Here is a 20,666-nt window from a genome sequence, read left to right as displayed (position 1 = left end):
TTCCCGGAAGAACGAAAGTAAAAAGGCTTCGGACTCTTTCCGAAGCCTTTTTTGTGTTCTCCTGAAACCCTTTCGTTCCGGGCTTCCTGCTCTCCGGATTATCATGTAAGGCGAAAGCGCCTCATAATCTTCACGCTGCCCACGATTCGCCAAGCGTTTCGGCCTGCTGGAGAACGAGCCGGACGGCTTCGTCCTGCTTTGATGGGGGATATTTGTATTTGCGCAGGATGCGTTTGACGAGGAGACGGAGACGGGCGCGGACGCTTTCGCGTTTCGACCAGTCAACGGTGATGCTTTTACGGAGACTCTCGGCGAGTTCGTGGGCGATGGTTTTGAGGATGTCGTCGCCCATCTGGAGGACGGCTTCTTCGTTGTTGGCAAGGGCGTCGTAGAAGGCGAGTTCGTCGGGGTTGAGGCCGAGGTTCTCTCCGCGTCTGACGGCCTCCTGGAATTTCTTTGCCATTTCGACCAGCTCTTCGATGACCCGGGCTGTTTCGATGGCGCGGTTCTGGTAGCGTTTGACGACGCTGTCGAGAAGGTCGGAGAATTTTTTCTGCTGAACGACGTTCGTGGCGAACCGTGATCGGACTTCGCCGTCGAGCAGGCGCTGGAGGAGTTCGACGGCAAGGTTGCGTTCGGGCAGGTTGCGGACCTCTTCGAGAAAGGCGTCGTCAAGGATGCCGATATTGGGCTTTTCGAGCCCGACGGCTTCGAAAATATCAACAACATCTTCGGAGACAAGGGCGGAACCGATGATCTGGCGTATGGCGAGCTCTTTTTCATCGGCAGTGCGTTTCTTTTCGGATGTTTCCCGTTTGGTGAGGATGACTTTTACCGCCTGGAAGAAGGCGACCTCTTCGCGGACGGCTGTGGCTTCATCGAGCGTGCAACAGAGGCTGAATGCTCTCGTCATGGCCAGGGTCGTATCGCTGAATCGCTTCTTGCCGTCTTCGATACCGAGAATGTGGTTTGCGGCCTGAGCCATGAGGCGATGACCTCCGGTGAGATATCCGCTGTAATCGAAACCGTGCATCATGCTGCGAAGGATATCGAGCTGTTCAAAAAGAACAGCAAGTGCTTCGTAAACATCGACGGCGGGTTTTCCCCGGCCTTTGCTCGACGTATAGTCCCTGAGGGCTTTCTTGAGGTCGTTCGCGATACCGATATAATCGACGACGAGTCCGCCCTGTTTGTCACGAAATACGCGGTTGACGCGGGCGATTGACTGCATGAGGTTGTGCCCTTTCATGGGCTTGTCGACGTACATGGTGTGGACGCTCGGGGCGTCGAAGCCGGTGAGCCACATGTCGCGGACGATGACGAGCCGGAGCGGGTCTTCGGGGTCTTTGAAGCGCTTTTCGAGGCGCTTTTTGGTTTGGGCGGAGTAGATGTGCGGGCGAAGCAATGGCTTGTCGCTGGCTGAGCCTGTCATAATCACCTTGATCGCCCCTTTCTCCGGATCGTCGCTGTGCCATTCGGGGCGAAGCGCAACGATGGCATCATACAGGTGAATGCAGATTTCGCGGCTCATGGCGACGATCATCCCTTTACCTGCCATTACGTTGCAGCGTTCTTCAAAGTGGGTGACAAGGTCTTCGGCAACCTGCCGGATACGGGGTTCTGAGCCGACCACCTTTTCGAGTGCAGCCCACCGGCTTTTCTGTCGATTGCGTTCACCCTCTTCCTCGTCCTCGGTGAGTTCTTCGACCTCGTCGTCGATTTCCGGCAGGAGTTCCTGATTGAGGCTGAGCTTTGCAAGGCGAGATTCAAAGTAGATCGGAACGGTCGCGCCGTCTTCACGTGCCTGCTGGATGTCGTAGATATGGATGTAGTCTCCGAACACGGCGCGAGTGTCGCGGTCTTCAGTCGAAACCGGGGTGCCGGTAAAGGCGACAAAGGTGGCATTCGGCAGCGCGTCGCGCAGATGCTGGGCGTAGCCGACCTGCCAGCCTCTGGCGTCGCCCTTGAACTTCGCTTCGAAGCCGTACTGCGTGCGATGCGCTTCGTCGGCAATGACGACGATGTTATTGCGGCCGGAAAGCATGGGGAACCGCTCTTCCTCATCGGTCGGCATGAACTTCTGGATGGTGGAAAAAATGATTCCCCCGGAAGGACGGTTGGTGAGTTTCGCTCGAAGATCGTTTCGGTCTTCAGCCTGCACGGGTTCTTCACGCAAAAGATCCTGTGAAAGTGAGAAGACGCCGAAGAGCTGGCCGTCGAGATCGTTGCGGTCGGTGATGACGACGATGGTCGGGTTCTGCATGGCGGTTTCGCGCATGACCCGTGCAGCAAAGCATACCATGGTGATGCTTTTGCCGGAACCCTGCGTATGCCAGACCACGCCGCCCTTGTGGTCGCCCTCGCTCTCAGATGCCCCGATGACCCGTTCGATGGCCGTTCGGACAGCGAAGTACTGATGATAACCGGCAATCTTTTTGATGAGTTCGCCTTCGTCCTCGAAGAGGATGAAAAAGCGAAGATAGTCGCAAAGGCGGGCCGGGTCGAAGATGCCCCGGATCATGGTTTCGAGTTCGTTGAACTGACCGAGAGGATCGAGAGTTTCTCCGTCGATGCTGCGCCATGCCATGAACCGTTCAGGGTTGGCCGAGAGCGAGCCCATGCGTGAATCGCTGCCGTCCGAGACGACGAGGATTTCGTTGTAGCAGAAGAGGTCAGGAATCTGCTCCTTGTAGGTCTGAAGCTGATCGAACGCCTTCCGGAGGTCGGCGTTTTCGTCGGCGGGATTCTTCAACTCGATGACGACGAGCGGCAAACCGTTGACGAAGAGCACGATGTCCGGGCGCCGGGTATGATGCGGCCCCTGAACGGTGAACTGGTTGACGGTGAGCCAGTCGTTTCTTTCGGGATGCTCGAAATCGACCAGCCGCACGAGGTCGCCGCGAGTCTCCCCGCCCTGCTGATATTCGACCGGAACGCCATTGACGAGGAGGCGGTGGAATGCCCGATTGGCGGAGAGCTGAACGGGATGATCGAGCTTGAACACCTGCTGGAGAGCCTCTTCACGGGCGGCGGCGGGAATCTGCGGATTGAGCCGGGCGACAGACTCCCTCAAGCGCGAAGTGAGCACCACGTCTCGGTAGCTCGCGCGTTCAGGCGCGTCTCCGTCCGGCGCAATGTCGGGGCCGAAGCGGTGGTGGTATCCGGTTTCCGCGAGCCAGGCGATGGCTTCCCGTTCGAGCTGATCTTCCGTCATCATTTGGGGGACGGTTTCAATGGTTTACACGACTGTGGCAAGATTCTCCTCTCTTGGTTGGGGTTGTTTCCCTCTGATTCTCTTCGGAAAAATCAATGATTTTCGGTTTGCCGTCCTGCCAGATGACGGCATATTGCCCAAGTCGTTTTTTCCTGTCGAGGGCATTCTTTACCGCTTTCTGAAGCGCCTCCAACGCAAGCTGCCCCTCTTCAGAAAGGCCCTTTTTCCTGGTTATCATCATGGTCGAAAAATAGTTAGCAACAGGTTAAAATACTCTTCATGCAGCACTTCCCGATCGGATCCGTATTGTTCGAAAACTGTTACCGGTTCGTCCATGTCATTCATAAAACAAAGACAGTGATCCACGCGGAAGCTGTATTCTTCAAACAGGTTGCGCAAGCTCCGGGGGAAACGGCGTTCAATATCCGAAACCGGTATGCTGTGCCCGCCGCTGGCCACACGTTCAGCAACGCGCTTTCTGGAGAGTTCAACGGATGGAAGAGCCAGATAGAACAGTACCGTCTGCCAGCCATCCAGTCTGAGACGGTCAATGAGTTTCAGGTAGGTTCGCCCGGCAAGGGTTGTTTCGAGAGCAAAATCTTCTCGACGATCAATGCGTTCGGCCACCTCATGCAGGAAAATCCGGCTCGCGGCCATCAGTTCCCTCTCCGGAGCAAATGGAGACAATCCGGCGGCAATGAGATCGGCGTTGATGAATCGCTCACACCCGGCAACACCCGGCAGATATTCAAGAGCGAAGGTTGTTTTGCCTGCCCCGTTTGGCCCGGCAATAATCCAGCATGTCGGCATGGGTTGTCCCCGGTTCAACGCATTGTTTGTTGCCACGTCTGCATCCACCGAACTTTGCTGGCGGACACTTCAAGATAACTGATACCATCCATACCTTTTTTCCCCGACGTTTTCTCCGACACTTTTTCCGACGTTTTCACAGCCCTGACTCCCCGGCCATCGCCTCAGCCTCCGGCAGACGAAGCTTCCCCGAAATCAGGCGCGGCAAAAGCGCGTCGCGGATCGAAGCGAGGGTTTGGATTTTATCAGTATTAGCTCTGATTTTATCATATATCGGTTTAATAGTGTCTCCAAAGCACTCACAGATATTCAGAGAAGGAAATAAAAATGGAATTCTCCACATATTTGATTGACTTAACTTCGCCTGAACAGCCCCCGTGATATAAGGCTTAACGCATAAGTTTTTTGCAAAAATCATCGCATGCTCAGTTGTAATACCATTTTTACCCTGTAAAATATGCGCATGATTATTTACCCAAAATCTCCCCCAAACATATTGAACAACAGCTCTTCCATCATTCCGTACAACAGAGCCATCTTCACCCATCAAGAAATACACGCCTTCAAAAAGATAAGAATCAATATAATCCATAACACTTGCTGCACCGTAATATGGATAACTCCCTTGGCGTTTCGCTCTCTCGTTACCAGAGAGAGGAATGCGTTTTGAGTCAAATATTGATACTGCTTGCTTTAAACTCCCAACCTTCCACCCCGCCGGTATCGCCCCAAGCTCGGAGTCCTGAAAGGCGTCGGGAAAAAGCGCGGCGGTGGCGGCATCCATGCCTTGCGGCTCCTCGCCTTGCTGTTTGGCTTTGACGGGGTCGAAGTCGATGAACCACGACTTGAAGATGGCCTGCGCGATGGATTCAAGCGTCGCGTTGGTTTCGCGAAGCAGCGCGATGCGGTCGTCGATGGGTTCAATAATACCCGCTATCGCTGATGCGGATTTGACAGATATTTCAGGAACACAGAGTTCGAATAACATCTTGCCCGAAACATTTGGAAATGTCGATCCAGTTGCCTGAACTAGCAAGCCCTCAAGCTGTGATTCAATGAGCGTACGAATAAATGAGTTTGGATAACCATTCTTTCCTCGAATTGCCGCAATCCCGCGACCAATAGAATATTCTTGATCTGCCCAATTCATTCTGCCGGTTGTCGATCCTCGAACACAAAAAAGTAAATCGCCTTTGTTGGCTTTCTTTTTGGGGTCTGTTGTAAACTGTACAGGCATGGGATGGCTATCACCAAACTCAGTAGGGCCATTCAGTAACGGGAATCCATCCCCTTCTTTATTGCAATGAACTCCGGCAGGAGATTGCCCCATCGTAATTTCAGCAACATCGCCGAGAAACATTTCAGAACTCATACCCCAGCCCTCCCGGCTTTTCGCGGGTCAGCGTTATCTGCGTCCAATACCTCCCAACGTCCTGACTTGGTCGGACCAATATGATGGATTTTTCCAGCGGCTTTGAGCGCATTGAGGTGATGTTGAACGCTGTTGATGCTCATACCACAGAGCGCAGACATTGCTTTAACGCTGAGTTCTGGTTGTTCCTTAATTAATGCAAGCAATTTTTCTTTGGGGTTTCTTTGGGGTTTCTTTGAGGTTTCTTTGAGGTTTCTTCGGTTTTAACCTCTTTACTGTAGTCCGTAAACTGAGATGCATCATCACCATATGAAGGGCGCTCGAAGCTTGCGATAAAGAGTCCGGCGGTCTGGCGGAACTGCACGGTCGGTGCATTTTCAAGAATGAGCGGCATTCCGCGACCCCACCCTTCAACCATATGGATTCGGCGAAACAGGTCGGCAATCAGCGGATTTCGGCGGCGCGACACATTGCCCTGGCGCATCTCTTCTATCGTCAGTCCGTCATACAGCGTGCCGGGATTGCGTACCTCGACGCGCTCGCTCTCCCGCAGCGGCTCACTCCGCTCAGAACTCATACCCAAGCCCTCCCAGCTTTTCACGGATCGTCTGATCCAGTTCCGCGCCTCGTGCCATCTGCTCGCCGAGGGTTTCGGTCAAACGCTGCATCTTTTCGGCGAAGGCTTCGTCGTCCTCCTCGACGGCTTCGGCTCCGACGTAACGGCCGGGGGTGAGCACGTGGCCATGTTCGGCGATCTTTTCCAGCGACACGGAAGCGCAGAAGCCGGGAATATCTTCGTACTGGCCATCACCGCGCCAGGCGTGAACGGTGTCGGCGATTCTGGCGATATCCTCGTCGGAGAACATTTTCTGCACGCGGTTGATCATCGAGCCGAGCTTTCGCGCGTCGATGAAGAGCACTTCGCCCATGCGTGTGCGCTTCTCCCTCGCAAGGAACCAGAGGCACGCCGGAATCTGCGTATTGAAAAAGAGCTGGCCGGGCAGAGCGACCATCACCTCCACCCTGTCGGCCTCGATCATCGTGCGGCGGATGTCGCCTTCGGTGTTGGTCGTTGAGGACATGGAGCCGTTGGCCAGCACGATTCCGGCCCTGCCTGTCGGCTTCAGGTGGTGCAGAATATGCTGCAGCCAGGCGTAGTTGGCGTTGCCTTTGGGAGGCGTTCCGTACACCCAGCGGGGGTCGCCTTCGAGACTGCCGTGCCACCAGTCGGAGATGTTGAACGGCGGATTGGCGAGCACGAAGTCGGCGCGGAGGTCGGGGTGCTGGTCGCGGATGAAGGAGTCGGCAGGCTCCTTGCCGAGGTTGTAGTCGAGCCCGCGGATGGCAAGGTTCATGGCTGCAAGCCGCCATGTGGTAGGGTTGGATTCCTGGCCGTAGATGGAGATGTCGCCCCTTCTGCCGCCGTGGGCTTCGATGAATTTTTCGGACTGGACGAACATGCCGCTGGAGCCGCAGCAGGGGTCGTAGACCTGGCCGGTGTGGGGGGCGAGGACTTCGACGAGTGTTCTGACGATGCTGGCCGGCGTGTAGAATTGACCACCCCGCTTGCCTTCGGCGCTGGCGAACATGCCGATGAAGTATTCGTAAACCTGACCGAGGAGGTCGCGGGCGTTATTGGGATTGTCTCCGAAACCGATGGTCGAGATGAGATCGACGAGCTCGCCGAGTTTGCCGTCCGGAAGATGGACACGGGCGTAGCGTTTGTCGAGTATGCCTTTGAGTTTCGGGTTTTCGGTTTCGATGAGGGATAATGCGTCATCGATGCGTTTGCCGATGTCGGGTTGTTTGGCTTGTGCCTGCAGGTTTTCCCAGCGAGCGCCTTCGGGTACCCAGAAGACGTTGGATTCGGTGTAGTAGTCGCGGTCTTCGAGTTCTTCCTGTATGAGAGCAGGTTCGGTTTTCGGGATATAGTAGTCGTCTTCAGCATCGGCAAAGCGAAGGGTCAGTTGCTGGCGATGCGAGCGGAAGGTGTCGGAAATGTATTTGAGAAAGATGAGACCGAGCACAATGTGCTTGTAGTCGGCGGGGTCCATGTTTGCCCGGAGCTTGTCGGCCGAGGCCCAGAGGGTTTTTTTGATCTCTTCTATCATGTGCGATTCAGATGGTGCCGAGGCTGTTGCCCGTTGTGCGATAGCGTACCGGCCATGGGAGTTCCGGGTTGTTGCCGGGCAAAACATGCGTAATCGGTAATGTACCAAAGGTTTTGGATTTCGGGAGGAGTTGGGGAAAGATTGTGGCGACGAACCGGGAATCACTCCCGGCTTTTTTTATCCCGCGTGAAACCGTATGTTTGGGTTTCCATTTTTTTCTGCTGCTGAGAGAGGATTTTCCTGTGTTTTGTGATCCGTTTTGTACCTCAACAACCTGAAAACCCTATAACTACAGGCACTCTTATGATAGACGCCATTTCCTTTTCCAACGGAACGTTCCGCTACCTCGACCAGCGCTACCTGCCTCTGCAGGAGCTTCACGTCGAAACCCGGGATTACCGTGAGGCCATCGAGGCCATCAAGACTCTCGCCGTCAGGGGCGCTCCGCTCATCGGCGCATCGGCCGGCTATACCGTCGTGCTCGGCCTCAACGCCTATCAGGGCGACAAGGCCGGTTTCCCGGCATATTTCGAAAACCTGATCGCCGAGGTCAACGCATCGCGCCCGACCGCGGTGAACCTCTTCTTTGCAACAAGGAAAATGCAGGCCGTCTATGACGCAAACTTCGAGGCCGATTCCCTCGAAACGCTCTTTGTAAAAATGACCGGGGAGGCGCACAAGATCTACAACGACGAGGTCGATAACTGCGACCGGATAGCTCGCCACGGCGTCGAGCAACTGAAGCGGGATATGGCCGATGTGCTGAAAACACGCAAACTCAACGTGCTGACCCACTGCAACACCGGCACACTGGCCTGCTGCGGCATCGGTACGGCGCTTGGCGTGATCCGCCTCGCATACCAGGAAGGACTTATCGAACGGGTGATCTCATCGGAAAGCCGCCCGCTTCTGCAGGGGCTGCGCCTGACCGCATGGGAACTCGAGCACGACGGCATTCCGTTCGCTTCTATTTCAGACTCCTCTTCGGCAATCCTCATGCAGCGCGGTATGATCGATTTCGCCGTGGTCGGCGCCGACCGCATCACGGCCAACGGCGATACGGCAAACAAGATCGGCACCTTTGCCCATGCCATCAGCGCAAACCACCACGGGATCCCCTTCTACATCGCCGCTCCGGTCTCGACCATCGACATCACCATGTCCGAAGGGTCGCAGATACCGATCGAGGAGCGCAATGCCGACGAACTGCGCACCATTTTCGGCACGCAGGTAGCCACGCCGACCACGCCGGTGGTCAACTACGCTTTTGACGTTACGCCCGGCACCCTCATCCGCGGCATCATAACGGAGAAAAAAGCTGTCGTCGGCGACTACGTCAAAGGACTGGCTGAACTGTTCGAAAACTGAGAACACCTATCCATTTTTCCTGTAAAAGACCGGAATTCCAGACAATTCCGGTCTTTTTTATTCCGGTTTTTGTAAATCAGTCGTTTTTTCTTGTTACATTTACACTGTGTTACGCTGCATGGCACACGGCGTTCATGATAGTCGGTTTCTCCAGCGGTTCTACAGCCGTGCGCCCGTTTCAGAAAAACAACTATCCGGAGAACGCCTCATGAGCGAAACAGGGTACGATTACAGGGTTGTGCGCGGTTTTGCATTCTCAGCCCTGTTCTGGCTGGTTATCGGTCTTGTCGTCGGGTTGTGGATTGCTTTCGAGATGTTCAATCCAGCCCTTAACCTCACCCCATGGCTGAGTTTCGGGCGCCTCAGGGTGGTTCACACCAACGGACTCGGCGTCGGATTCGGGCTGTCCGGCATTTTCGCCACGGCCTACTATATGCTGCAGCGCCTGACACGTACGCCATTGCCCTTTCCCGGACTCGCCAGGGCGCACCTGTGGGTCTTCAACGCGGCCATCGCCGCCGCCGCCGTGTCTCTCATGGCGGGCATGAGCACCACCAGGGAATACGCCGAACTTGAGTGGCCGCTTGACGTCGGCGTGGTGATCATGTGGGTGATGTTCGCCATCAACGTTTTCGCGATTCTCATCAGGCGGCAGGAAAAACAGATGTACATCTCGCTCTGGTACCTGGTCTCCATGACCGTCACCATCGCGGTGCTCTATATCGTCAACAACCTCGCAATTCCGCTCAACTTATTCAAATCCTACAGCATCTACGCCGGCGCCAACGATGCGAACGTGGAGTGGTGGTACGGCCACAACATCGTAGGCTTCATCTTCACCGTGCCTGTGCTGGCGATGTTCTACTACTTCCTGCCGAAAGCCACCGGATTGCCGATCTACAGCCACCGGCTCTCGATTGTCTCGTTCTGGGCGCTGATCTTCGCCTACCTCTGGACGGGAGCTCACCATCTCATGCTGACTCCGCTTCCCGAGTGGATCCAGACGGTGGCCATCGCCTTCAGCATCTTCCTCATCGCCCCGTCGTGGGGTTCGGTGGTCAACGGCTATTACACGCTGCAGGGCAACTGGGATCAGATGCGCACCAACTACCTGACCAAGTTCTTCATCCTCGGCATCACCTTCTACGGGCTCCAGACCCTTCAGGGACCGTTGCAGGGTCTCCGGACGCTCAACGCCTTCTTCCACTACACCGACTGGGTGGTTGGCCATGTGCACATGGGCACGATGGGCTGGGTGACGATGATCATCTCCGCGTCGTTCTACTACATGATTCCGAGGATCACGGGCCGGGAACTGTTCAGCATCAGGCTCGCCAACATCCACTTCTGGCTCATTCTCGTCGGCCAGTTCGCCTGGACGGTCACGATGTGGATCGGCGGCATCCAGCAGGGCGCGATGTGGAAAGCCACAAATCCCGACGGGTCGCTGACCTACAGCTTCCTCGACGGACTGACCTCCCTCTATCCCTACTACCAGATGCGCTTCGTCGCAGGCATCGTCTATTTCATCGGCATCCTCATCTTCGCCTGGAATATCATCCAGACCGTCAGGCAGGAGCCATCGACCGCCGCAGAAGCCTAACCACCTAACCTGAAAAAAGGAGCTTGCATCATGGGGATCTATTCAAAACCGGTCGTCTTCGCGGTCATCGCGACGCTGGTCATCCTTGTCGGTACGGTGGTCACGGTGTTCGTGCCGATGTTCATGCCTTCAACCCAGCCGGTGAGCGCGTATGTCAAACCCTACACGGCCATCGAGCAGGAGGGAAGGGACATCTATATCCGTGAAGGATGCCACAACTGTCACACGCAGACCGTGCGCCCGCTCAGAACCGAAGTGCTTCGTTACGGCGAGTACTCCAAGGCAGAGGAGTTTGCCTGGGATCGTCCCTTCCTATGGGGTTCGAGAAGGACGGGACCCGACCTGAACCGCGTCGGCGGCAAGTACCCCGATTCGTGGCACTACAAGCACATGCACAGCCCGCAGTCGATGTTCGCCCTCTCCAACATGCCGCCATACGGCTGGCTTGCCGCGAACAGACTCGACACCTCCGAGTCGTTCAGAAAGACCCGGATACTGGGTTACGGCTTTTCCGAGGACGAGGTTCAGCAGCAGATCGCCGATTACAGAACAAAAGTCACCTCGCCCGATTACGACTCGAAAGCCACGCGTGACGAGGTCACTCCCGAAAAGCTCCGGGGCGAGCTGACCGAGATGGACGCCATCATCGCCTATATGCAGAAGCTCGGGCGTGACGTCAAGACAATGGAGAGTCAGCAATGAACTTTTCGCAAATAGCCTATGTCGCGTTCACCATTGTGCTTGCGCTCGTGATGGCGGGCATCATGATCTACTACTTCAATCCGAAACGCAAAACGAAGGTCGAGGAACCCAAATACCGGATGCTCGAAGAAGACGAAAAATATGAGCATCATGACTGATTATCAACCGTTCAAGAAACCTGTTACGAGGAGGTTCATATGAGTGATTCCGGAATTCCGCATGAGGGTCATAACAAGATCCCCAAGGGATGGATGGCTTTCTTTATCGGAGTTATCATCTTTCTCGTCGTGTATATCGTACGCTTCACTCCCGCCATTTCCGGATGGTCTTTCTACAAGAGCTACGAAGAGGAGATGAAAGCCGGCGAAAAAGCGGCGGCAACCGCGCCCGCTGATCCCGGCATGTATATCGGCAATGCTGACGCCATCTCCGCGGGCAAGACCGAATATGAGACGAGCTGCGCAGCCTGCCACAAGGCTGACGCCAGCGGCGGTATCGGCCCGAACCTGAAGGTGGCGCTGAAGTATGGCTCGACTCCCGCCGATCTTTTCGAATCGATCGCCAATGGCCGCCCCAACGGCATGCCTCCCTTCGGACAGCAGCTCGGGAACGACAAGATCTACAAGATAGTCGCCTTTATCGAAAGCCTGAAGAAATAGGCCCGAAAACCACAGCCACGGAAACCTGTTCCGGGGCTGATCACTTTATGCTTTCAACCACACTGTTCAGTACCATGCAGATTGTCTGGAAACGTTACCGGAGAACCGTCGAAATGCTTCAGGCGCTTCTCCTTACCGGCCTGCCTTTCCTGAAAATCAACGGGCAGAGCGCATTCAGGTTCGACATAGGGGAGCTGAATCTCTACTTTTTCGGCTCCGTCATCAGAATCGGCGACTTCTACCTCATCCTTGCAGCTACCCTTTTTCTGTTACTGTTCATCTCCGCGGTCACCGTGATCCTCGGCCGGGTCTGGTGCGGCTGGCTCTGCCCGCAGACCGTACTGCTCGACCTCACCGAAAACCTGGCATCGCTGTTCGGCAGACAGCACCGGAAAACAGTGCAGAAACTCGTCCTGCTGCCGGTATCGGCGCTGGTGTCGATCACCATGATCTGGTACTTCGTGCCTCCGGCGGAGGCCATTCATGGACTTTTTACCTCTCCGCTGATCGCCGGATTCTTCATCGTGCTCTGGGTGCTGGTCTGGCTTGAACTGGCCCTCCTCGGACGGAAATTCTGCACCACGATCTGCCCCTATGCCATGATGCAGAACACCCTCTTCGACAAGGATACGCTCGTCATCGAGTACGACCGGTCGCGTGACTCGACCTGCATGAAATGCGATGACTGCGTGCGCGTCTGCCCGGTCGGCATTGACATCAAGGAGGGGCTGAGCACCAGTTGCATCGCCTGCGCGGAGTGTATCGACGCATGCTGGCTGAAAAGCAGCAAACGCAACCTGCCCCCCTTCCCGAACTACAAGGGCAAAATCATGCGTCCGAAAACCTTCTGGCTCGCCGGCATTACCGCTGCCTCGGCCCTGATGGTCGTGCTTCTGTTCGCCATGCGCCCGCCTGTCGAATTCACCCTCAGCCGGATGCAGGAGCCGCTGCCTTCCGGCCTGAACCGCTATGCCTGGACCATCTACAACAACACAGGCCACACACTTGAACTGAACATCGAAGCTGATGGTGACCTCACCCTGATCGGTGAGCGAACCGTTTCGGTCAAACCATTCGGGGTGGCAAGAAACAAGCTGCTCATCAGGGCAACCGGAAAACGCGACAAGGTCAGATTGACGCTCACCGGTACCGGCATTTCAGTCAGCAGGGAGGCCGGATTCCTGTGAAATCATTCATCATTGCACTGTACGCCATTTTCCTGATGGCCATGATCAGCGGTCTCGTGGTGGCTTACCGCAGCTCCGAGGGACTCGTTGAAACTGATTACTACCTGAAACAGAAAAGCTGGTTCCAGGCGAAAACGGAGGAGCGGCGTCTCGGACTCGACATCGAAAGACCGGCGTCTCTCCGGAAGGGCGAGAATCACCTGACCTTCGTGCTCACCGGGCATGGCGAACCCCTGCACAATGCCGGAGTGAAGCTGTTTATGGGCAACGTCTCCACCAGCGATCTGGATGTCACCTGCGCGATGCGCGAAACCTCTCCAGGCACCTACCAGGCGCATCTCACTGTGCCTTCAGCGGGCAAATGGCTGGTCAGAATCGACATCTCCATCAACAAACTCAAAACCAGCAGATCATGGTTCTACGACATCAATTGAAAAGAGCAGGAATGGCCCTCCTCGTGGCGATGACACTCGGCGCAGCTCCTGCACAGGCAGATTATGCCGCCGACAGCAACGCTATCCACAACGGCCCCTGCACGAAAGAGGCCGAAAACCGGAAAGTGACGCTCGACATCACCCCCCGACCGGTCAGGCACATGCAGGAGCTGACCTTCAGGGTGACAATGGCCCCGGCGAAACAAATTCCTTCAACCCTGATTCTCGACCTCTCGATGCCCGGCATGGTGATGGGCAAGAACCAGGTCACCCTGAAAAAAAGGCCGGACGGCGCATGGGAAGGGAAAGGAATCATCGTCAGGTGCATGAGCGGCCGCACCCTCTGGAAGGCCACGCTCCTCTCGTCAGAACTTGGCAATCCCGCGTTCTCCTTCAATGTCCGTGACTGAGGCAAAGGGAAAAAAGATGATCCGCTGCGATCACTGTATGCTGGAGATGGAAGCATCTTCGGCGGTGACGGCGGTGATCGGCAGCGAGACCCGCCACTTCTGCTGCCATGGATGCCTCGGGGTGTATGAGCTGATCCACAGCGAGTCGCTCGACGCCTTCTACCGGCAGCGCTGTGACTGGCAGCCGGGCCGTCCGGCTTTCGCTGCCGTGGATCCGAAGGATTTCACGGGCGACATTGTCACCGAAGGATCGAAGAACCGGATCGAGCTGCAGCTGTCAGGCATCCGCTGCGCCTCATGCGTCTGGCTCGTGGAAAAGGTGCTCGGGCGGCTCGATGGTATCGTATCGGCAAGGGTCAATTACGCCACCCACCGCGCGACCGTCGAGTGGCGAAGCGAAGCGGTCACTCTCGACGCGATTCTCACAACCCTCTCGGGCATCGGGTATCTGCCGAAACCTGTCCGGTACGGCATGCAGATCGAGATTATTTCGGCTGAAAAGCGTGACCTCCTGTTGCGGTTCGGCACGGCGGGCTTCTTTTCGATGCAGCTCATGCTCATCATCGCCGCACTCTACGCGGGGTTTTTCCAGGGTATCGAAACGGAGTACCGCCTCCCCTTCCAGCTCATCTCCTGGGCGCTTGCCACGCCGGTGGTATTCTACTCCGGCTATCCTTTCATCTCCAATGCGTTGCGCTCGATACGCAACCGGGCGCTGAACATGGATGTGCTGGTGGCTCTCGGTTCGCTTGCTGCATATGTTTACAGCATCGCCATGATCTTCACCGGCGGCGAGGTCTTCTTCGACACCGCGGCCATGATCGTCACCTTTATCCTGCTCGGGCGCTTTCTCGAAGCAGGCTCGCGTCTGAAGGCGGGCGGAGCGCTGGCGGCTCTCGCCGACCTGCAACCCCGCGAGGCGCTGCTTGTCGGCATGGACGGCGTAACTTCCCTCGCTCCGCTCGAACAGATCGGCGAGGGAGCACTGATCGAGGTGCTGCCCGGCGACCGCGTACCCCTTGACGGTATCGTAACCGCAGGAGATGCAGAGGTAGATGAGTCCATGCTTACCGGAGAATCGGCTCCGGTTCTGAAAAGCACCGGAAGCACGGTCCATGCGGGCACCTGCCCCATCACCGGACGGTTGCGCGTCAAGGTTTCCGGCAATGCGAAGCAAACCCTGCTGGCGAGCATCATCCGGACTGTCGAGGAGGCGCAGGCGCGCAAGGCCCCGATCCAGGGGATAGCCGACCGGATCTCAGGATGGTTCGTGCCTGCCATCATCCTGCTGGCGGCAGGCACCTTCGCCTTCTGGCACCTGGCAGGAGCACCGCCGGTCAAGGCACTTATGAACGCCGTCTCGGTGCTGGTGATCGCCTGCCCCTGCGCCCTCGGCCTTGCAACGCCTCTGGCCATCCTCGTCGGCACCACGGCGGTGAGCCGCAAGGGCATCCTCGTCAAGGGGGGCGACATTTTTGAATCGGTTTCAAGAACCACCACCGTCGTGCTCGACAAGACCGGCACAATCACACGGGGCGCACCCGCACTGACCGACCACTTCGACTATGGCGTTTCCGGAAGCTTCATGCAGTACTGCGCCTCCCTCGAAGCCCTGTCGAGGCATCCCGCAGGACGGGCCATCACTGCCGGATGGCAGGGTGAAATTCTGCCGGTCGAAAAGTTCCATGCAGTGACAGGCATGGGCGTCTCGGGCGTGATCAACGGCGAGGCCTGGCTTGCAGGATCGCGTGCCCTGCTTGAAAAGGAAGACGTCAGGATCACCGACGACTGCCTCGACACTGCAGCACGGCTCGAAGCTTCGGGAAAAACAACCGTTTTCGTCGCCTGCAACCGCAAGCTGGCCGGGCTCTTCGGGCTGATCGACGACCTGCGGGATGACGCCGGACGGATGATCGACGCGCTCCGCTCACAGGAACTCCGGCTGATGATCCTCACCGGCGACAATGCGGGCGTTGCACGTTATATTGCCGGTAAGTGCGGCATCACAGACGTGCGCTCCGGACTCGACCCCGTCGGCAAGGCAGAAGCAGTCAGAAAGCTGAAAAGCGATGGCCAGACCGTGCTGATGGCCGGGGACGGTATCAACGACGCTCCGGCGCTGACCGAGGCCGACACCGGCGTCACCTTCGGCACCGCCACGGGCATCGCCATCGAAAGCGCCGATGTCACCATCATGAACGACGACCTCGAACTGCTCGGCACGCTCTTCGCCCATTCGCGCAAATGCTTTGCCGTGATCCGCCAGAACCTCGCCTGGGCGTTCGGCTACAACCTGGTCGCCGTGCCGCTGGCCGTCACCGGTATGCTGCACCCGATCATCTCGGCCTTGCTCATGGCGACCAGTTCCCTCGTTGTGGTGAGCAACTCGCTCAGGCTCAGAAAAACCGGATGATCAACTCATGGCAAGCACCTTTTTTCTCATAGCGATCGGCTTTGTCATCGGCCTCGGCGGATGGGCGCTTTTTCTCTGGGCGGTGCGCAGCGGCCAGTTCGATGACGCCGAAGCTCCGAAATACCGCATGCTCAACGACGATGACGAACAGTTGCATTCGCTTCCTGCCGGCAAAACTCGAAAATCAGCCAAACGATGAATGCCATCACCAATACCGCGATCACCATGTTCATCACCGGGCTCACCGGAGGATTCGGACACTGCATAGGCATGTGCGGCCCTGTCGTTGCCGCCTACTCGCTCGGCGAGACCCGCAAGGGGATGCTCCATCATCTGCTGTACAACGCGGGTAGAGTCACCACCTATACCGTGCTCGGCGCCGCTGTCGGCCTGTCGGGGTCATTTCTCGTCCTGACCGCATCGATCGAACGGTTCCAGACCGTGATCATGGTGCTGGCAGGCGTCTCGATCATCCTGATGGGACTTGCCACGCTCGATCTACTGCCTGCGGGAAAAACCATCAACAGCTGCTCCTGGATCATGCCCCGCATCAATAAGCTGATGAACCTTTTCAGGGGATCACGCTCCACAGGAGCCTATTACCCTATGGGCGTGCTGCTCGGCTTCCTGCCCTGCGGCCTTACCTATACGGCGCTGCTGACGGCTGCACGTATGGCCATGGAAGCAGAGAATCACGCTGCCGGACTGCTCGAGGGCGGCCTCATCATGCTCTGCTTCGGTCTCGGTACCGTTCCGTCTCTTCTCGTCGTGGGCAAGGCTGTCCACCTTTTCAGTGATAAATCCCGTAAAACCCTCTACCGCATTGCCGGAGCAATCATGATCCTCACCGGTATCTACTTCACCCTGTCGGCATTCTGAGCATTGGTGCATCTGCGGGAATTCGGGAAATAACTGTTACAAATCCGAAAATATTTCACTTTCATTTGGCTTCGAGCTAAAATAGACTATTTTTAGCCTGTTTTATAATGGAACTGCATTCCGTTATATTGCATCGTGTTACTTTTCCTCATGTAACTACCGCCATGGAGATCATTATGGAAACACTTTTTCTTGCCCGGCTCCAGTTCGCACTGACTTCCATCTTTCACTTTTTCTTCGTACCGCTTACCCTCGGCCTTTCCATTTTCACGGCAATCATGGAAACCGCGTATGTGAGAACCGGTGATGAAAAGTACAGGAAGCTCGCGCAGTTCTGGGGCAAACTCTTTCTCATCAACTTCGCCGTCGGCGTGGTGACCGGCATCGTCATGGAGTTCCAGTTCGGCATGAACTGGTCGGAGTACTCCCGCTTTGTGGGAGATATCTTCGGCGTTCCGCTCGCCATCGAAGCGCTCCTCGCGTTCTTCCTCGAATCTACCTTTCTCGGCATCTGGGTTTTCGGCCGCGACAAACTCCCCAAAACAGTTCATGCCGCATCGATCTGGCTGGTCGCGATCGGTTCGAACCTCTCGGCGCTCTGGATCCTCGTTGCCAATTCGTTCATGCAGTCGCCTGTCGGGTATAAAATGGCTGCCGACGGATCGAGGGCGGAGATGACCGATTTCGGCGCCCTGCTTTTCAATCCCTATGTTTGGAAACAGTTTCCGCATGTCATTGCCGGGGGAATCGTAACTGGCGGGTTCATTGTTATAGCTGTCAGTTCCTGGCATATTATCAGGGGCAGCCACGAACGAGAAGCGTTCCGGACATCCATGAAGTTCGGCTCCATCTACGCATTCATCGGCACCATTCTCGTCACCCTGGCCGGACACACGCAGATGCAGGATCTCATCGAATCACAACCGATGAAAGTCGCTGCTGCCGAGGCGCTCTGGGAAAGCGAGAATCCGGCAAGCTTTTCGCTGTTTACGGTCGGAAACGAAACGGAGCTGAAAGACGAGTTCGCCATCAGAATTCCGGGCATGCTATCCTTTCTGGCATACAACAAGTTCGAAGGCGAAGTCAAAGGCATCAAGGATCTGCAGAAAGAATATGAAGCCAGATACGGACCGGGCAATTATATCCCTTCGGTCATCACGGCATACTGGAGTTTCAGGTTCATGGTCGGCGCAGGCACCCTTATGCTTTTCGTCTCGCTTATTGCGCTCTACAAGGTGATCCGGGAGAACTACACCTTCAATCCGCTGCTCGGAGCTCTCCTGTTCTGGTCGTTCCTGCTGCCTTACATTGCCAACACTTCCGGCTGGATACTCGCTGAAATGGGGCGACAGCCGTGGATAGTCTTCGGCCTGCTGAAAACCGAGGATGCCGTAACTCCTGCATCGGTTGTCAACAGCGGCGAACTTCTCCTCTCGATCGCCGTCTTCGTTCTCATTTACGGCCTGCTCACGATTGTCGATGTGTTCCTTCTGAAAAAATATGCCGCAGCAGGCATTGAAGCTGCCGAATAACCTTTTAAGGAGAACAACCATGGATCTGCAAACAATCTGGTTTATACTCGTAGCCGTACTCTTTACCGGATTCTTCGTTCTCGAAGGCTTCGATTTCGGAGTCGGCATCCTGCACCCCTTCATGAGCGCTGACGACCGCGAACGGCGTACCGTCATCAACACCATTGGCCCGTTCTGGGACGGAAACGAAGTCTGGCTCATCACTGCGGGCGGCGCGATGTTCGCAGCATTTCCGGAATGGTATGCCACGCTCTTCAGCGGCTTCTACCTCGCGCTGCTCCTCATGCTTGTCGCTCTGATTATGCGCGGCGTCGCATTCGAGTTCCGCAGCAAACACGACAACCCCGCCTGGCGGAGCTTCTGGGACTGGAGCATCTTCGCCGGCAGCGCCATTCCGGCGCTGCTCTGGGGCGTGGCGCTGGCTAACTTCATCCGCGGCGTGCCCATCGACCAGTCGATGAACTATGCCGGAGGATTTTTCAACCTGCTCAATCCCTATGCGCTGGTCTGCGGCCTCGCATCCCTGTCGATCTTCACCCTGCACGGCGCGGTATTCCTCACGCTGAAAACGACAGGAGATCTCCATGCACGGGCGATGAGCCTGGCAAAAAAGGCATGGGCTCCGGCAACACTGCTCTCCCTTGCATTCACGATCTATACCTTCATTGAAACCGACCTCTTCAGGAGACTTGGCGTCAATCCCGGCATTGTTCCGGTATTCAGCGTCATCGCGCTCCTTTCGGTCATCGTGCTGCTGAAAAAAAACGCATCGGGATGGGCATTCGCCATGACTGCCGTCGCTATAGCATTTTCGACCGTCACGATCTTCATGGGCCTCTTTCCGAGGGTGCTTGTTTCGAGCCTCAATCCCGAATGGAGCCTGACCATCTACAACAGCTCTTCGTCTGACTATACGCTCGGCATCATGACTGTGGTCGCAGCGATTTTCGTTCCTCTGGTGCTGCTCTACCAGGGCTGGAGCTACTGGGTCTTCCGCCAGCGCCTCACCCCGGATTCCGAACTCGAGTACTGAATAACCTGTCGATCGTCATCCAGCGCCCCGTTTGATCACGGGGCGTTTTTTCAGGGGATAACAAACAAAAACCAATGGCAATTATTTGCTATTATCAGGTGTAACCTGAATCGCTTGAAGATCATAATTCCAACCGTCCGGTATGCGCATTCACGATCTCGATCCCGAAAACCGGCCGAGAGAACGCTTTCTTGTTCACGGCGCCTCGTCGCTCAGCCCTGCGGAGCTTCTTGCTCTGATCCTGCGTTCCGGCACGAAGAACCTCAACATCATCGATACCTGCAACGAACTGATAGCGATGTACAGCCTTGAACAGCTTGCCGACCTGCCCCTTTCCGAACTGCAGAAAATCAAAGGCATCGGTCAGGCAAAAGCCATGCAGATCGCGGCTATTTTCGAACTCAACAAACGAATCCACTTCCGCCGCAATGAACTGAAAAAAATACAGTCGGCAGCGGATGTATTCGAATACATGACAGGAAGAATACCCGACGAAACAAAAGAACACCTGTTCGTACTGCATCTGAATACGAAAAACCGGGTAATCCGCCATGAAAATGTCTCGGTCGGAACCCTCAACGCTTCGCTGATACACCCCAGAGAAGTCTTCAAATCGGCAATAAGAGAGAGCGCTCATTCGATCATTCTCGTGCACAACCATCCGTCGGGAGATGTGGAGCCAAGCAATGCCGACCGGCAGGTTACCGGCATTCTCAAACAGGCGGGATCGATCCTGCAGATCGAACTGCTCGACCATGTGATTGTGGGAAAAGAGAAGTGGTTCAGCTTCCGCGAGCATTCGCTGCTGACATGACCGGGGTAACGAACCGCTATGCGCCAGGGAGTTCCTTCGGGTTCTGCGCCTGGAACGCCTGCGGCAAAGCCCTGTGTTTCCTGCCGGAAAAACAGAACGACTGAGTTGCTGCTGCTGTATGTATG

The 20,666-nt window shown here is 56.1% G+C and carries 21 protein-coding genes; 14 read left to right on the top strand and 7 right to left on the bottom strand.

Going from position 1 to position 20,666, the window contains the following annotated elements; genetic code table 11:
- Nucleotides 1-130: 130 nt before the first annotated feature.
- From K4305_RS08235 to K4305_RS08210, 7 genes are all read right to left on the bottom strand, one after another.
- A complete protein-coding gene (locus tag K4305_RS08235) occupies nucleotides 131-3,214 on the bottom strand; it encodes a type I restriction endonuclease subunit R (protein WP_442880456.1) in 3,084 nt (1,027 codons plus the stop codon).
- Nucleotides 3,215-3,230: 16 nt separating this feature from the next.
- Entirely contained in the window at nucleotides 3,231-3,455 is a 225-nt protein-coding gene (locus K4305_RS08230) for a hypothetical protein (RefSeq protein ID WP_331561936.1), read from the bottom strand.
- A complete protein-coding gene (locus tag K4305_RS08225) occupies nucleotides 3,452-4,024 on the bottom strand; it encodes a zeta toxin family protein (protein WP_331561935.1) in 573 nt (190 codons plus the stop codon). The genes K4305_RS08230 and K4305_RS08225 overlap by 4 nt, the downstream gene beginning before the upstream one ends.
- Nucleotides 4,025-4,160: 136 nt before the next feature.
- Nucleotides 4,161-5,396: a restriction endonuclease subunit S gene (locus K4305_RS08220; RefSeq protein ID WP_331561934.1), complete on the bottom strand. Its 1,236-nt coding sequence runs from the start codon at nucleotides 5,394-5,396 to the stop codon at nucleotides 4,161-4,163.
- Entirely contained in the window at nucleotides 5,393-5,557 is a 165-nt protein-coding gene (locus K4305_RS12320) for a hypothetical protein (RefSeq protein ID WP_442880455.1), read from the bottom strand. The genes K4305_RS08220 and K4305_RS12320 overlap by 4 nt, the downstream gene beginning before the upstream one ends.
- A gap of 32 nt (nucleotides 5,558-5,589) precedes the next feature.
- Complete coding sequence (locus K4305_RS08215) at nucleotides 5,590-5,973, bottom strand: ATP-binding protein (RefSeq protein ID WP_331561933.1); 384 nt, start codon at nucleotides 5,971-5,973, stop codon at nucleotides 5,590-5,592.
- On the bottom strand, nucleotides 5,963-7,507 hold the full coding sequence (locus K4305_RS08210; RefSeq protein WP_331561932.1) for a class I SAM-dependent DNA methyltransferase: 1,545 nt from the start codon (nucleotides 7,505-7,507) through the stop codon (nucleotides 5,963-5,965). Before K4305_RS08210 ends, K4305_RS08215 begins: the two co-directional genes overlap by 11 nt.
- A gap of 303 nt (nucleotides 7,508-7,810) precedes the next feature.
- On the opposite strand from K4305_RS08210, the gene mtnA reads away from it, so the two are divergent.
- From mtnA to radC, 14 genes are all read left to right on the top strand, one after another.
- The gene (gene mtnA / locus K4305_RS08205; protein ID WP_331561931.1) at nucleotides 7,811-8,875 is read left to right on the top strand and encodes an S-methyl-5-thioribose-1-phosphate isomerase; all 1,065 of its coding nucleotides are present in this window, start codon (nucleotides 7,811-7,813) and stop codon (nucleotides 8,873-8,875) included.
- A 208-nt stretch (nucleotides 8,876-9,083) separates the two neighbouring features.
- Nucleotides 9,084-10,478 (top strand): cbb3-type cytochrome c oxidase subunit I, encoded by a 1,395-nt coding sequence (locus tag K4305_RS08200; protein ID WP_331561930.1) that lies wholly within the window; start codon nucleotides 9,084-9,086, stop codon nucleotides 10,476-10,478.
- Between the two features lie 30 nt (nucleotides 10,479-10,508).
- Complete coding sequence (gene ccoO / locus K4305_RS08195; RefSeq protein WP_331561929.1) at nucleotides 10,509-11,180, top strand: cytochrome-c oxidase, cbb3-type subunit II; 672 nt, start codon at nucleotides 10,509-10,511, stop codon at nucleotides 11,178-11,180.
- Complete coding sequence (locus K4305_RS08190; RefSeq protein WP_331561928.1) at nucleotides 11,177-11,338, top strand: CcoQ/FixQ family Cbb3-type cytochrome c oxidase assembly chaperone; 162 nt, start codon at nucleotides 11,177-11,179, stop codon at nucleotides 11,336-11,338. Before ccoO ends, K4305_RS08190 begins: the two co-directional genes overlap by 4 nt.
- A gap of 39 nt (nucleotides 11,339-11,377) precedes the next feature.
- Nucleotides 11,378-11,839, top strand: coding sequence for a c-type cytochrome (locus K4305_RS08185; RefSeq protein WP_331561927.1), 462 nt, complete (start codon nucleotides 11,378-11,380; stop codon nucleotides 11,837-11,839).
- 47 nt (nucleotides 11,840-11,886) lie between these two features.
- Complete coding sequence (locus tag K4305_RS08180) at nucleotides 11,887-13,026, top strand: 4Fe-4S dicluster domain-containing protein (protein WP_331561926.1); 1,140 nt, start codon at nucleotides 11,887-11,889, stop codon at nucleotides 13,024-13,026.
- On the top strand, nucleotides 13,023-13,460 hold the full coding sequence (locus K4305_RS08175) for a FixH family protein (protein ID WP_331561925.1): 438 nt from the start codon (nucleotides 13,023-13,025) through the stop codon (nucleotides 13,458-13,460). Before K4305_RS08180 ends, K4305_RS08175 begins: the two co-directional genes overlap by 4 nt.
- Complete coding sequence (locus K4305_RS08170; RefSeq protein ID WP_331561924.1) at nucleotides 13,439-13,870, top strand: hypothetical protein; 432 nt, start codon at nucleotides 13,439-13,441, stop codon at nucleotides 13,868-13,870. The genes K4305_RS08175 and K4305_RS08170 overlap by 22 nt, the downstream gene beginning before the upstream one ends.
- Nucleotides 13,857-16,283 (top strand): heavy metal translocating P-type ATPase, encoded by a 2,427-nt coding sequence (locus tag K4305_RS08165; protein WP_331561923.1) that lies wholly within the window; start codon nucleotides 13,857-13,859, stop codon nucleotides 16,281-16,283. Before K4305_RS08170 ends, K4305_RS08165 begins: the two co-directional genes overlap by 14 nt.
- Nucleotides 16,284-16,290: 7 nt before the next feature.
- On the top strand, nucleotides 16,291-16,482 hold the full coding sequence (ccoS, locus tag K4305_RS08160; RefSeq protein WP_331561922.1) for a cbb3-type cytochrome oxidase assembly protein CcoS: 192 nt from the start codon (nucleotides 16,291-16,293) through the stop codon (nucleotides 16,480-16,482).
- A complete protein-coding gene (locus K4305_RS08155; RefSeq protein ID WP_331561921.1) occupies nucleotides 16,479-17,162 on the top strand; it encodes a sulfite exporter TauE/SafE family protein in 684 nt (227 codons plus the stop codon). The genes ccoS and K4305_RS08155 overlap by 4 nt, the downstream gene beginning before the upstream one ends.
- Nucleotides 17,163-17,338: 176 nt before the next feature.
- Nucleotides 17,339-18,694: a cytochrome ubiquinol oxidase subunit I gene (locus K4305_RS08150; protein ID WP_331562212.1), complete on the top strand. Its 1,356-nt coding sequence runs from the start codon at nucleotides 17,339-17,341 to the stop codon at nucleotides 18,692-18,694.
- A gap of 19 nt (nucleotides 18,695-18,713) precedes the next feature.
- A complete protein-coding gene (gene cydB, locus K4305_RS08145) occupies nucleotides 18,714-19,727 on the top strand; it encodes a cytochrome d ubiquinol oxidase subunit II (protein ID WP_331561920.1) in 1,014 nt (337 codons plus the stop codon).
- Between the two features lie 142 nt (nucleotides 19,728-19,869).
- A complete protein-coding gene (radC, locus tag K4305_RS08140; protein ID WP_331561919.1) occupies nucleotides 19,870-20,541 on the top strand; it encodes a RadC family protein in 672 nt (223 codons plus the stop codon).
- The last annotated feature ends 125 nt before the right edge of the window (nucleotides 20,542-20,666 follow it).

The sequence above is a fragment of the Chlorobium sp. genome, assembly GCF_036528655.1.
Classification (GTDB): domain Bacteria; phylum Bacteroidota; class Chlorobiia; order Chlorobiales; family Chlorobiaceae; genus Chlorobium.
The sequence above is the reverse complement of the archived record's forward strand: the minus strand, read 5'-3'. Positions and strand labels throughout refer to the sequence as shown.

What these genes read in the sequence shown, in the direction of transcription:
- K4305_RS08235 (WP_442880456.1), bottom strand. Translation starts at nt 3,214, where the DNA reads ATGACGGAAGATCAGCTCGAACGGGAAGCCATCGCCTGGCTCGCGGAA.
- K4305_RS08230 (WP_331561936.1), bottom strand. Translation starts at nt 3,455, where the DNA reads ATGATGATAACCAGGAAAAAGGGCCTTTCTGAAGAGGGGCAGCTTGCG.
- K4305_RS08225 (WP_331561935.1), bottom strand. Translation starts at nt 4,024, where the DNA reads ATGCCGACATGCTGGATTATTGCCGGGCCAAACGGGGCAGGCAAAACA.
- K4305_RS08220 (WP_331561934.1), bottom strand. Translation starts at nt 5,396, where the DNA reads ATGAGTTCTGAAATGTTTCTCGGCGATGTTGCTGAAATTACGATGGGG.
- K4305_RS12320 (WP_442880455.1), bottom strand. Translation starts at nt 5,557, where the DNA reads ATGTCTGCGCTCTGTGGTATGAGCATCAACAGCGTTCAACATCACCTC.
- K4305_RS08215 (WP_331561933.1), bottom strand. Translation starts at nt 5,973, where the DNA reads ATGAGTTCTGAGCGGAGTGAGCCGCTGCGGGAGAGCGAGCGCGTCGAG.
- K4305_RS08210 (WP_331561932.1), bottom strand. Translation starts at nt 7,507, where the DNA reads ATGATAGAAGAGATCAAAAAAACCCTCTGGGCCTCGGCCGACAAGCTC.
- mtnA (WP_331561931.1), top strand. Translation starts at nt 7,811, where the DNA reads ATGATAGACGCCATTTCCTTTTCCAACGGAACGTTCCGCTACCTCGAC.
- K4305_RS08200 (WP_331561930.1), top strand. Translation starts at nt 9,084, where the DNA reads ATGAGCGAAACAGGGTACGATTACAGGGTTGTGCGCGGTTTTGCATTC.
- ccoO (WP_331561929.1), top strand. Translation starts at nt 10,509, where the DNA reads ATGGGGATCTATTCAAAACCGGTCGTCTTCGCGGTCATCGCGACGCTG.
- K4305_RS08190 (WP_331561928.1), top strand. Translation starts at nt 11,177, where the DNA reads ATGAACTTTTCGCAAATAGCCTATGTCGCGTTCACCATTGTGCTTGCG.
- K4305_RS08185 (WP_331561927.1), top strand. Translation starts at nt 11,378, where the DNA reads ATGAGTGATTCCGGAATTCCGCATGAGGGTCATAACAAGATCCCCAAG.
- K4305_RS08180 (WP_331561926.1), top strand. Translation starts at nt 11,887, where the DNA reads ATGCTTTCAACCACACTGTTCAGTACCATGCAGATTGTCTGGAAACGT.
- K4305_RS08170 (WP_331561924.1), top strand. Translation starts at nt 13,439, where the DNA reads ATGGTTCTACGACATCAATTGAAAAGAGCAGGAATGGCCCTCCTCGTG.
- K4305_RS08165 (WP_331561923.1), top strand. Translation starts at nt 13,857, where the DNA reads ATGTCCGTGACTGAGGCAAAGGGAAAAAAGATGATCCGCTGCGATCAC.
- ccoS (WP_331561922.1), top strand. Translation starts at nt 16,291, where the DNA reads ATGGCAAGCACCTTTTTTCTCATAGCGATCGGCTTTGTCATCGGCCTC.
- K4305_RS08155 (WP_331561921.1), top strand. Translation starts at nt 16,479, where the DNA reads ATGAATGCCATCACCAATACCGCGATCACCATGTTCATCACCGGGCTC.
- K4305_RS08150 (WP_331562212.1), top strand. Translation starts at nt 17,339, where the DNA reads ATGGAAACACTTTTTCTTGCCCGGCTCCAGTTCGCACTGACTTCCATC.
- cydB (WP_331561920.1), top strand. Translation starts at nt 18,714, where the DNA reads ATGGATCTGCAAACAATCTGGTTTATACTCGTAGCCGTACTCTTTACC.
- radC (WP_331561919.1), top strand. Translation starts at nt 19,870, where the DNA reads ATGCGCATTCACGATCTCGATCCCGAAAACCGGCCGAGAGAACGCTTT.